At 60.1% G+C, this 10,863-nt stretch carries 11 protein-coding genes; 5 read left to right on the plus strand and 6 right to left on the minus strand.

The window, feature by feature from the left end; all coding sequences use genetic code 11:
* Nucleotides 1-155: 155 nt before the first annotated feature.
* On the minus strand, nucleotides 156-755 hold the full coding sequence (locus D6877_RS04425; protein WP_130909981.1) for an FMN-dependent NADH-azoreductase: 600 nt from the start codon (nucleotides 753-755) through the stop codon (nucleotides 156-158).
* Nucleotides 756-988: 233 nt separating this feature from the next.
* Entirely contained in the window at nucleotides 989-1,303 is a 315-nt protein-coding gene (locus tag D6877_RS04435) for a hypothetical protein (RefSeq protein ID WP_016771198.1), read from the minus strand.
* Between the two features lie 49 nt (nucleotides 1,304-1,352).
* Here D6877_RS04435 and D6877_RS04440 point away from each other — a divergent pair, with 49 nt between their 5' ends.
* The 4 genes from D6877_RS04440 (at nucleotide 1,353) to D6877_RS04455 (ending at nucleotide 5,582) form a co-directional block, all read left to right on the plus strand.
* Nucleotides 1,353-2,276, plus strand: coding sequence for a LysR family transcriptional regulator (locus tag D6877_RS04440; RefSeq protein WP_016771199.1), 924 nt, complete (start codon nucleotides 1,353-1,355; stop codon nucleotides 2,274-2,276).
* 14 nt (nucleotides 2,277-2,290) lie between these two features.
* Nucleotides 2,291-3,094 carry an alpha/beta hydrolase gene (locus D6877_RS04445; RefSeq protein ID WP_130909982.1) on the plus strand — a complete coding sequence of 268 codons (804 nt, stop codon included), beginning with the start codon at nucleotides 2,291-2,293 and terminating at the stop codon, nucleotides 3,092-3,094.
* 3 nt (nucleotides 3,095-3,097) lie between these two features.
* Nucleotides 3,098-3,661, plus strand: coding sequence for a peptidylprolyl isomerase (locus tag D6877_RS04450; RefSeq protein ID WP_130909983.1), 564 nt, complete (start codon nucleotides 3,098-3,100; stop codon nucleotides 3,659-3,661).
* Nucleotides 3,662-3,749: 88 nt separating this feature from the next.
* Entirely contained in the window at nucleotides 3,750-5,582 is a 1,833-nt protein-coding gene (locus D6877_RS04455) for an ABC transporter ATP-binding protein (protein WP_130909984.1), read from the plus strand.
* 125 nt (nucleotides 5,583-5,707) lie between these two features.
* On the opposite strand, the gene D6877_RS04460 is transcribed toward D6877_RS04455, so the two are convergent.
* Nucleotides 5,708-6,832: a GNAT family N-acetyltransferase gene (locus D6877_RS04460; RefSeq protein WP_130909985.1), complete on the minus strand. Its 1,125-nt coding sequence runs from the start codon at nucleotides 6,830-6,832 to the stop codon at nucleotides 5,708-5,710.
* A 281-nt stretch (nucleotides 6,833-7,113) separates the two neighbouring features.
* Here D6877_RS04460 and D6877_RS04465 point away from each other — a divergent pair, with 281 nt between their 5' ends.
* Nucleotides 7,114-8,436, plus strand: a complete 1,323-nt coding sequence (locus D6877_RS04465) for a putative porin (protein ID WP_041478827.1) — start codon at nucleotides 7,114-7,116, stop codon at nucleotides 8,434-8,436.
* 177 nt (nucleotides 8,437-8,613) lie between these two features.
* Here the strand turns inward: D6877_RS04465 and D6877_RS04470 are convergent, their stop codons facing one another.
* The 3 genes from D6877_RS04470 to D6877_RS04480 form a co-directional block, all read right to left on the minus strand.
* The gene (locus D6877_RS04470) at nucleotides 8,614-8,853 is read right to left on the minus strand and encodes a zf-HC2 domain-containing protein (RefSeq protein ID WP_130909986.1); all 240 of its coding nucleotides are present in this window, start codon (nucleotides 8,851-8,853) and stop codon (nucleotides 8,614-8,616) included.
* Nucleotides 8,847-9,458, minus strand: a complete 612-nt coding sequence (locus tag D6877_RS04475; RefSeq protein WP_041478829.1) for a sigma-70 family RNA polymerase sigma factor — start codon at nucleotides 9,456-9,458, stop codon at nucleotides 8,847-8,849. Before D6877_RS04475 ends, D6877_RS04470 begins: the two co-directional genes overlap by 7 nt.
* A gap of 135 nt (nucleotides 9,459-9,593) precedes the next feature.
* Nucleotides 9,594-10,715 (minus strand): beta-ketoacyl-ACP synthase III, encoded by a 1,122-nt coding sequence (locus tag D6877_RS04480; protein WP_130909987.1) that lies wholly within the window; start codon nucleotides 10,713-10,715, stop codon nucleotides 9,594-9,596.
* Between the last annotated feature and the right edge of the window lie 148 nt (nucleotides 10,716-10,863).

Below are 10,863 nucleotides of genomic sequence, written 5' to 3' on the forward strand. Positions count from 1 at the left end.
ATCGCAGACAAAAAAAAGCCCGATCTCGCTAAAGCGTTCAATCGGGCTACAGCACTCAGGAGCAAAAGTGCAAAGGGAGGTTCGATGCGCGTAAAGCCTTGAAGGGGTTGCGCCAGGTCACTAGACCATCCAGCGATTATCTGGCGATTAACCGATCAAGCGACCTGAGACAATTTGGCGTTGGCCTGATTCAGGCCCTTCTCCTGGAAGTCACCGCCCAGGTTCATGCCCTCTGCATGGATAAAGGTCACGTCGTTGATGCCGATGAAACCCATCACCTGGCGCAGGTACGGTTCCTGGTGATCCGCCGGGCCACCGGCATACACACCACCGCGAGCAGTCAGGACAAAGGCGCGCTTGCCGCCGAGCAGCCCCTGCGGACCGGTTTCGGTGTACTTGAAGGTCACCCCGGCACGCAGCACATGGTCGAGCCAGGCCTTGAGCGTGCTCGGGATCGCAAAGTTGTACATCGGTGCGGCCATCACCAGCACGTCGGCGGCAAGCAGCTCATCAGTCAATTCGTTGGAACGATCCAGCGACGCCTGTTCGCTGTCGTTGCGCTGCTCGGCGGGTTTCATCCAGCCGCCCAGCAAGTTGGCGTCCAGATGCGGCACCGGGTTCGCGGCGAGGTCACGCACGGTGATCTGATCGGCAGGGTGCGCGGCTTTCCACTGAGCGATGAAGGTCTGGGTCAGTTGACGGGAAACCGAGTCTTGCTGGCGGGCACTGCTTTCGATGATCAGAACGCGGGACATGGTGTGTAGCCTCCATCCGAGAATGTTGTAAGTCGATGGAGTGAAGGTTAAACAGAGCTGAATCGATGAAAAAGCGCAAATATCCGCTGTAATCCATCGATAAATTCGTTTATAAGCTAAACCCATATCCCCTGTGGGAGCGAGCCTGCTCGCGAAAGCGGAATGTTCAGTCACATCATCTCTGGATAACGCTCCGTCTTCGCGAGCAGGCTCGCTCCCACAGGGAAATAGCGTTATTTCGGGGTGCAGGTCAGTTTGATGCGCAGCTTGATGATCTCGCGGGTGAACTTGGCCGTGGCGTTTTTATGCTTGCCGGCCGGCACATCGATGCTGCGCGTGCGCGGTGCTTCCGGGCCGTTGCTGAACACCGCACGGCAGGTCGCGTCGACATCACCGTAATTGGCCACACGGATCGAGCCGATGTCATTGTCCGTGTCGTACGTCTCGTAGTCGATCTTCATGCCGTTGAGATCCTTTTGCACATCGATCGGATAGGCAAACGCGGTCAACGGCAGCAGCGCCAGCACCACACAACAGAATTTTTTCATTCGGCAGTCTCCATGAGGGACGGCCAGCTTAGGACAAGAGGAGCTATTGATGAAAGCGCCCCGCGTGACCCTTGATCAATGGCGAACGTTGCAGGCCGTGGTCGACCACGGCGGATTCGCCCAGGCCGCCGAGGCCCTGCACCGCTCGCAATCGTCGGTGAGCTACACCGTCGCCCGCATGCAGGATCAGCTCGGCGTGCCGTTGCTGCGCATCGACGGGCGCAAAGCCGTGCTCACCGAGGCCGGCGGGGTATTGCTGCGCCGTTCGCGGCAATTGGTCAAACAGGCCAGCCAACTCGAAGACCTTGCCCATCACATGGAGCAAGGCTGGGAAGCGGAAGTGCGGCTGGTGGTCGATGCGGCCTACCCGAGCGCGCGGATCGTCCGCGCCCTGACCGCGTTCATGCCGCAGAGTCGCGGCTGCCGCGTGCGTCTGCGCGAGGAAGTGTTGTCGGGGGTCGAAGAAGTGCTGCTCGAAGGCGTGGCGGATCTGGCGATCACCGGCCTGAGCATTCCCGGTTACCTCGGTGCGGAATTGAGTGATGTCGAATTCGTTGCCGTCGCCCACCCTGACCACCCGCTGCATCGGCTCAACCGCGAACTGAGCTTTCAGGATCTGGAAACCCAGATGCAAGTGGTTATCCGCGATTCCGGCCGCCAGCAGCCGCGCGATGTCGGCTGGCTCGGCGCCGAACAGCGCTGGACCGTCGGCAGCCTCGCCACCGCCGCGACCTTTGTCAGCAGCGGCCTGGGCTTTGCCTGGCTACCGCGGCACATGATCGACCGCGAACTCAAGGATGGTTCGCTCAAGCTGCTACCGTTGGACCGAGGCGGCAGCCGCAATTCGAGTTTCTATCTGTATTCGAACAAGGACAAACCCTTGGGCCCGGCCACGCAAATCCTCATCGAACTGCTGCGCACCTTCGACACCTTGCCGCTGGACGCACCGTTTGCCGCACCTGAACAAGCCTGACACGGAGTTCACCGATGGCGTATTTCGAGCACGAAGGTTGCAACCTGCACTACGAGGAATATGGCCACGGTGCGCCGTTGCTGCTGGTTCACGGGCTCGGCTCGAGCACCCTGGACTGGGAAATGCAGATCCCGGCACTGGCCGCGCACTACCGGGTGATCGTCCCGGACATACGCGGCCACGGGCGCTCGGACAAACCCCGCGAGCGCTACAGCATCGCCAGGTTCAGCGCGGATCTGCTCGCGTTGATCGAACACCTGCGCCTCGGCCCGGTGCACTATGTCGGGCTGTCGATGGGCGGGATGATCGGTTTTCAACTGGCCGTCGATCAGCCGCAGGTGCTCAAGAGCCTGACCATCGTCAACAGCGCACCACAGGTCAAATTGCGCAGCCGCGATGATTATTGGCAGTGGTTCAAACGCTGGAGCCTGATGCGCCTGCTCAGTCTCGAAACCATCGGCAAAGCCCTCGGCAGCAAACTTTTCCCCAAGCCGGAACAGGCCGATCTGCGACGGAAAATGGCCGAACGCTGGGCAAAAAACGACAAACGTGCTTATCTCGCCAGCTTCGATGCGATTGTTGGCTGGGGCGTTCAGGAACGACTTTCCCGGGTGTCCTGTCCAACGCTCATCGTCACTGCCGACCGTGACTACACACCGGTTGCGCTGAAAGAAACCTATGTAAAACTGCTGCCGGATGCGCGGCTGGTGGTCATCGCCGATTCGCGCCATGCCACCCCGCTCGATCAACCCGAACGCTTCAATCACACGCTGCTGGATTTTCTCGCCACAGCCGACCTTCACTCTCAGGATCACTGACCCATGCTGAAAAAACTCGCCCTCGCCGCTGGTACCGTGCTGTTTGCTGCCAACCTGATGGCTGCCACGCCGGCCAAGGCACCGCACGTTCTGCTGGACACCACCAACGGCCAGATCGAAATCGAACTGGACCCGGTCAAGGCACCGATCAGCACGAAGAACTTCCTTGAATACGTCGACAGCGGCTTCTACAACAACACCATTTTCCACCGCGTGATCCCGGGCTTCATGGCTCAGGGCGGCGGCTTCACCCAGCAGATGCAACAGAAAGAAACCAAGGCGCCGATCAAGAACGAGGCCAGCAATGGCCTGCACAACGTTCGCGGCACCCTGTCGATGGCGCGTACTTCCAACCCTGATTCGGCGACCAGCCAGTTCTTCATCAACGTCGCCGACAACGCGTTCCTCGACCCGGGTCGCGACGCCGGTTACGCGGTGTTCGCCAAAGTGGTCAAGGGCATGGACATCGTGGACATCATCGTCAACTCACAGACCACCACCAAACAAGGCATGCAGAACGTGCCTGTCGACCCTGTGATCATCAAGTCGGCCAAGCGCATCGACTGAGTTTCGCCGGGCATATCGAGCGGCGCCCGGCTGAGCCTGCGCCGCTCGCACTGATAAAAGGAGAGCCCGGATTCCGGGCGGTTATCTGATGCTCTATCGCCGTTTCGAACAACTGATCGATATCTTCCGCGACGCCCCGACGGCGTCCCCGCCGGACCGCGTCTGGCCCTTCTACGTCTATTACCTGAAGCAGGTCTGGCCGAGTTTCGCTGCCCTGCTCGTTATCGGCCTGTTTGCCTCGTTGATCGAAGTAGCGTTGTTCAGCTACCTGAGCCGCATCATCGATCTGGCGCAAGGCACGCCCAACCCGAATTTTTTCAGCGACCACGCCCTCGAATTGACCTGGATGCTGGTGGTTGCCCTGGTGCTGCGACCGATCTTCTTTGCCCTGCACGACCTGCTTGTGCATCAGACCCTGAGCCCCGGCATGACCAGCATGATCCGCTGGCAGAACCACAGTTACGTGCTCAAGCAGAGCCTGAATTTCTTCCAGAACGACTTCGCCGGGCGCATTGCCCAGCGCATCATGCAGACCGGCAACTCGCTGCGCGATTCTGCCGTGCAAGCGGTCGACGCGCTGTGGCACGTGGTGATCTATGCGATCAGTTCGCTGGTGCTGTTCGCCGAGGCCGACTGGCGCCTGATGATCCCGTTGCTGACCTGGATCGTCGCTTACATCGGCGCGCTGTATTACTTCGTGCCGCGCGTGAAAGAGCGTTCGGTGGAAGCCTCTGACGCGCGCTCGAAATTGATGGGGCGCATCGTCGATGGCTACACCAACATCGCCACGCTGAAATTGTTTGCCCACACCAACTTCGAACAGCACTACGCCAAGGAAGCCATCGAAGAACAGACCGTCAAAGCGCAAATGGCCGGTCGCGTGGTGACCAGCATGGACGTGGCGATTACTACCATGAACGGCCTGCTGATTGTCGGCACCACCGCGCTGGCATTGTGGCTGTGGACGCAGTCGCTGATCACCGTCGGCGCGATTGCCCTGGCCACCGGCCTGGTGATTCGTATCGTCAACATGTCCGGCTGGATCATGTGGGTAGTCACCGGCATTTTCGAAAACATCGGTATGGTCCAGGACGGTCTGCGCACCATCTCGCAACCGGTCAGCGTCACCGACCGCGAGCAGGCCAAACCGCTGGCCGTGGCCTCGGGCGAAGTGCGTTTCGAGCACGTGAATTTTCACTACGGCAAGAAGCGCGGGATCATCGGCGACCTCAATCTGACGATAAAACCTGGGGAGAAAATCGGCTTGATCGGCCCGTCCGGCGCCGGCAAATCGACCCTGGTCAACCTGTTGCTGCGCCTGTACGACGTCGAGGGCGGGCGCATCCTGATCGATGGGCAGAACATTGCCGAAGTCGGCCAGGAAAGCCTGCGCGCGCGGATCGGCATGATCACCCAGGACACCTCGCTGCTGCACCGTTCGATCCGCGACAACTTGCTCTACGGCAAACCGGATGCCACCGATGCCGAGCTGTGGGAGGCAGTGCACAAGGCTCGCGCCGATGAGTTCATTCCACTGCTGTCCGACGCTGAAGGCCGCAGCGGTTTCGATGCGCATGTCGGTGAGCGCGGGGTGAAACTGTCCGGTGGTCAGCGCCAGCGCATCGCGATCGCGCGGGTGCTGCTCAAGGACGCGCCGATCCTGATTATGGACGAAGCCACCTCGGCGCTGGATTCGGAAGTCGAAGCAGCGATTCAGGAAAGCCTCGAGACCCTGATGCAGGGCAAAACCGTGATCGCCATCGCCCACCGTCTCTCGACCATCGCGCGCATGGACCGTCTGGTGGTGCTGGAAAACGGCAAGATCGCCGAGAGCGGCACCCACGCCGAACTGCTTGCGCATCGTGGTTTGTATGCACGGTTGTGGGCGCACCAGACCGGAGGGTTTGTCGGCATCGATTGATGCCTGGCGGTGCGGTGAAAAAACTGTGGGAGCGAGCCTGCTCGCGAATGCGATGGATCAGCGACAAATTCGTCAACTGACCCGACGCTTTCGCGAGCAGGCTCGCTCCCACAGGGGATCTGGAACTAGGTTTGGCGATAGGGCAACGCGGTGCGGGCCTCTTCGGCATAGGCCAGAACCCCGGCACGCTCTTGCTGGAGGAAATCCTTCACCGCCGCCTTCAACCCCGGATGGCGCAGGTAATGCCAGGAATGGGTGATCACCGGTTCAAAGCCGCGAATCAACTTGTGCTCGCCCTGCGCCCCGGCATCGAAACGCTGGATGCCATGGGCGATCGCGTAATCCATGCCCTGATAGAAACACGTCTCGAAATGCAGCCGATCAAACTCGGCCAGGCAGCCCCAATAACGCCCGTAGAAACTGTCGCCACCGACCAGGCTGAACGCCATCGCCACCGGCCGTGAGCCCTGTTTGGCAAGAACCACCCGAATCGCTTCAGGCATGCGTTCGGCCAGCAGGCTGAAGAACTCGCGCGTCAGGTACGGCGCCTGCCGCCGCACCGCGTAGGTGTTGGCATAGCAGGCGTACACAAAATCCCACTGTGCCTCGTCCAGCTCACGCCCCTCCAGCCACTCGAACTCAAAGCCCTGCCCCGCCACCTGCTCGCGTTCCTTGCGCATCTGCTTGCGCTTGCGTGAGCTGAGGGCGTCGAGGAAGTCCTGAAAGTCGCGGTATTCACGGTTCTGCCAGTGATATTGACAGCCGATGCGCTGCAGCCAGCCCGGTTGCTCGGCCATCGCCGCATCGGTAAACGGATCAGTGAAATTGATGTGCGCGCTGGACAGTTCCTCGATCTGCAGATAACCCGGCAGGCTTTTGAGCAGTTCGAAACCGTCTTCGACCTTCGCCGCCAGCAAGCGCGGGCCGCTTACCGGGCTGAACGGCACGGCTGTCAACAGTTTGGGGTAGTAATCGATGCCGGCGCGGGCACAGGCGTCGGCCCAACCGTGATCGAAGACGTACTCGCCGTACGAATGCCACTTGCGATAACTGGGCAGTGCGGCGATCAGTCGATCATCTTCGATGTGCAGCAAATGCTCGGGCTGCCAGCCTGAATGCGGGCCGACACTGCCGCTGTCTTCCAGCGCACTGAGGAATGCGTGGCGCAGGAACGGCTGGTTGTCCGGGACCAGCGCATCCCAGGTGGCCGGGGCGATTTCTGACAGGTCTTGCAGGCGTTGCAACGGCATTCACTGGCACTCCACAGCTTGGCGACAAAGCCCGGCGAGTATCGCTGATCGCGACCCGGTTGCACACGCTCAATCGGCCGACAGCGCTCTAGGTCGATAGTTCACGCCTGATCCGCATCGTCATCAACCTGCCATCACTGTGCCACCGCTCTGTCATAAACCATCGCGATACTGGCGCCTGTTTTTAGAGCGCCGGGTTCTAACCCGGACACAGTTTTCCGGCCTTCAGGCCGGTTGTGCCCAGGATGGTTCAGCCATCCCCTTCATCTTCGGAGATTGCTATGCGTCTTGCTTCCACGAAAACTGCAGCGGCCCTGTGCGGCGGCTTGTTGCTGGCCATGAGCGTTCCGGCCAGTGCTGCAGTCGACGCCAAACTGCTCGACATGCTCAAGGCCAACGGGTCGATTTCCCAGGCGCAGTACATCGAGCTGCAAACAGAACTGGCCAAGGATCAGAAGGCTCAGCAAATCGCCCAACAGGCGCAGCAGGAAACCAACGAACAAGTGGCGGCGGTCGCGAAGAAGACCAACGAACAGAGCCTGTTCGATCAGAAACTGGCCTGGGCCGCCAAGACCCAGTTCAAGGGCGACGTACGTATCCGTCAGGAAACCATCAAGATCGACGGCGAGCCGAACAACGGCGGCCGCGACAAGGATCGCCAGCGTATCCGTGCGCGTCTGGGCGCCTATACCGAGATCAACCCGCAAGTCGACACCGGTATCCGTATCGCCACCGGCGGCGGTGATGACGCGCGCTCGACCAACCAGGATCAGGACAACTACTTCGACAAGAAGCAGATCTGGCTCGACCTCGGCTACATCGACTACCACCCGGATCAGATCAAGAACCTGCACGTTATCGGCGGCAAGATGCTGCAACCGTGGGTAAGCATGGGCGACGTGATCTGGGACAGCGACATCAACCCGGAAGGTCTGGCCGTTACCTACAAATACCCACTGGGCGGCAGCGCCGAACTGTTCGGCAGCCTGGGTAACTACAACCTCAAGGACAACGTTGACGGCGACGGCGTGCAATTTCGCCACGACCTGCGCCTGACCGCTGGCCAGTTGGGCAGCCGCTTCAACATCACCGACAACCTGAAAATGACCGTCGGCGGCAGCGTCTACGCCTACCAGAACGACGAAGACAGCCGCTGCACCGGCACCTCGACGCCGTGCGCATTGGCAGTCAACGGCAACTCGGCGAACAACGAATTCCGTCTGTATGAAGGGTTCAGCCAGATCGACATCGGCGGCCTGCCAATGCCACTGTCGTTCTACGGCCAGTACGTGAAAAACAACGATGCCGTGACCGATCAGGACACCGCATGGTTGCTCGGCGCCAAGTCGAAAGTGTTCGGCTTCAACCTCGACTACAACTACCGCGACGTGCAGCGCAACGCCGTGGTCGGCGCTTTCACCGACTCCGACTTCGCCAACGGCACCACCGGTTCGCGCGGGCACAAGTTCAAGGTCGGCTACGACATCGACAAGAACTTCGCCGTCGGCGCCACGTACTTCCTGACCAAGGCCGACTTCGCCAGCCGCAGCCAGCGCGATGCAGATGCCAACACCCTGCAGCTGGATGCTGAAGCGAAGTTCTAGGAAAACAGCTGCAAGCTGCAAGCTGCAAGCCAAGAGTTGCGAGTGAATGCCTTTACTTGCAGCTTGAGGCTTGAAGCTTGAAGCTGCCCCTGTAGGAGCTGCCGAAGGCTGCGATCTTTTGATCTTGATCCTGAAAACAAGATCAAAAGATCGCAGCCTCGTTTCACTCGTCAGCTCCTACAGGGGGTTGTCTTTTCGTCGTTGCTCGGCCAAGCGCTTGGCCAGCGCATCGACATTCTCGTCCGCTTGTTCCGGCAACGCCTTTAGCGTCGCCTGCATCACGCGCATCTGCCGCATGAAGCGCCGGCAGTTGGGGCAGAACAACAGGTGATGACGCACCATCAGCGTCTCGCGAAAGCTCAGTTGGCCGTCGAGATAATCGCTGGATCGTGCCACTTGCTCCTTGCAGGTCAACATTCTCCTGTCTCCTCAAAATGTTCCACGGTCGCAAAGACCTTCAAGCGTGCCCGGTGCAGCAGCACGCGGACATTGGAGAGCGAGATCTCCAGAAGATTACAGATCTCTTCCAGCTCCAGGCCCTGGCGTTCGCGCAACAGCAGGACACTGCTCTGCAACTCGGACAGACTCAGCAACGTGTGTTCGAGGCATTCGCGCAGTTCGTTTTCAGTCAGCAGCGCTTCGGGGGTGTCCTGGTGCCAGGCAAATGGCGCGACCAGCCAGTGGCCATCGCTGGAAGAGAAGCGATCGTCACCGATGGTGCCGTGGGGCGATGGCAGGTCGTCGAGCAGGACTTCGCGGCGATTGAGCTTGTAGCGACTCTTGGCCGAATTGGCGGTAATGGTCAGCAACCAGGTCTTGAGGCTGGAACGGCCTTCGAAGCTGGCCAGATGGCGCACCACCGACAGCCAGGCATCCTGCACCACTTCCTCGACATGACGCTGGCCGACAATCGCGTAAGCCACCGCACGCATGGCGCTCTGATATGTGGTGACCAGTTCCTTGAAAGCCTTTTGCTCCCCCGCCAGCAAGCGCGTGAGCAGTTGGGTGTCGTCAGCCGCCATCCATCAATCCCCTTGTCCGGACTTCGAAAATGAACGCGGCAGGTGTGCACCTGCCGCGACGTCCGAAAAATTACAGCGTTTCAGCCGCTTCGAATGTAGGAAAGATCGACGCGATTAAGGGGAAATTAACCTGTTTCAGCGCTTGCGCAGCAACACGCTACCGATCGAATAACCGGCACCAAACGAACTGAGCACCGCCAGCGAACCCGAGGCCAGATCATCCTGATATTTGTGAAACGCGATGACCGAACCGGCCGAGCTGGTGTTGGCGTAGCTGTCGAGAATCACCGGGGCTTCTTCTTCGGTAGCTTCGCGGCCGAGCAGCTTGCGCACGATCAGGTGGTTCATGCTCAAGTTGGCCTGGTGCAGCCAGAAACGCTTCACGTCGCCGACGTTGAGCTGGTTCTCTTCCAGGTGCTCGCCAATCAGTTCGGCGACCATCGGGCACACGTCCTTGAACACCTTGCGGCCTTCCTGCACGAACAGCTTGTCGCGGGCACCGATGCCCTCTTCCGCCGCACGGTTGAGGAAGCCGAAGTTGTTGCGGATATTGTTGGAGAACTTGGTCAGCAGTTTGGTGCTGACCACGTCGAACTGGTACTTGGACGTCGCCAGATCCGCGCGCTCGATGATCACCGCAGTCGCGGCATCGCCGAAGATGAAATGGCTGTCGCGATCACGGAAGTTCAGGTGCCCGGTGCAGACCTCCGGGTTGACCATCAGGATCGCCCGCGCCTGGCCAAGCTGTACGCTGTTGGCGGCGGCCTGGATGCCGAAGGTGGCGGAAGAACACGCCACGTTCATGTCGAAACCGAAACCTTCGATGCCCAGCGCTTCCTGGACTTCGATGGCGATGGCCGGGTAAGCGCGTTGCAGGTTGGAGCAGGCGACGATCACGCCGTCGATATCGGCTGCGGTTTTGCCGGCTCGTTGCAGGGCTTGTTCGGCAGCGCCAACGGCCATCTGGCAGAGCACCGACCATTCATCGTTGGAACGCTCGGGCAGGCGCGGGGCCATGCGTTGCGGATCGAGGATGCCGTCCTTGTCCATGACAAAGCGGCTCTTGATGCCCGAGGCCTTTTCGATGAACGCGGCGCTGGATTCGGTCAGGGCCTGGACTTCGCCGCTGGCAATGGCCTCGGCGTTATCGGCGTTGAACTGGGCGACGTAGGTATTAAAAGACTGCACCAGCTCTTCGTTGGAGATGCTGTTGGCCGGTGTGTACAGGCCGGTGCCGCTGATGACGACGTTATGCATGGTCGTTTCTCTAATCTGTTCAGGCAGAAAGTGCTGGAACCGTCGTACCAACACGCAAAGGGTCTATTCCCATCCGGGGGACGCAAACCTGGCATCGTTTTATTCCGCAGCGCGACACGGCCGAAGGCTCTGGGTCGCGAAACGGCGG

The sequence above is a fragment of the Pseudomonas sp. Sample_9 genome (assembly GCF_004307535.1).
GTDB lineage: Bacteria > Pseudomonadota > Gammaproteobacteria > Pseudomonadales > Pseudomonadaceae > Aquipseudomonas > Aquipseudomonas mercuritolerans.

Coding starts and splice junctions, on each gene's coding strand:
- D6877_RS04450 (WP_130909983.1), top strand. CDS start 3,098: ATGCTGAAAAAACTCGCCCTCGCCGCTGGTACCGTGCTGTTTGCTGCC.
- D6877_RS04455 (WP_130909984.1), top strand. CDS start 3,750: ATGCTCTATCGCCGTTTCGAACAACTGATCGATATCTTCCGCGACGCC.
- D6877_RS04465 (WP_041478827.1), top strand. CDS start 7,114: ATGCGTCTTGCTTCCACGAAAACTGCAGCGGCCCTGTGCGGCGGCTTG.
- D6877_RS04440 (WP_016771199.1), top strand. CDS start 1,353: ATGAAAGCGCCCCGCGTGACCCTTGATCAATGGCGAACGTTGCAGGCC.
- D6877_RS04435 (WP_016771198.1), bottom strand. CDS start 1,303: ATGAAAAAATTCTGTTGTGTGGTGCTGGCGCTGCTGCCGTTGACCGCG.
- D6877_RS04470 (WP_130909986.1), bottom strand. CDS start 8,853: ATGTTGACCTGCAAGGAGCAAGTGGCACGATCCAGCGATTATCTCGAC.
- D6877_RS04460 (WP_130909985.1), bottom strand. CDS start 6,832: ATGCCGTTGCAACGCCTGCAAGACCTGTCAGAAATCGCCCCGGCCACC.
- D6877_RS04425 (WP_130909981.1), bottom strand. CDS start 755: ATGTCCCGCGTTCTGATCATCGAAAGCAGTGCCCGCCAGCAAGACTCG.
- D6877_RS04475 (WP_041478829.1), bottom strand. CDS start 9,458: ATGGCGGCTGACGACACCCAACTGCTCACGCGCTTGCTGGCGGGGGAG.
- D6877_RS04445 (WP_130909982.1), top strand. CDS start 2,291: ATGGCGTATTTCGAGCACGAAGGTTGCAACCTGCACTACGAGGAATAT.
- D6877_RS04480 (WP_130909987.1), bottom strand. CDS start 10,715: ATGCATAACGTCGTCATCAGCGGCACCGGCCTGTACACACCGGCCAAC.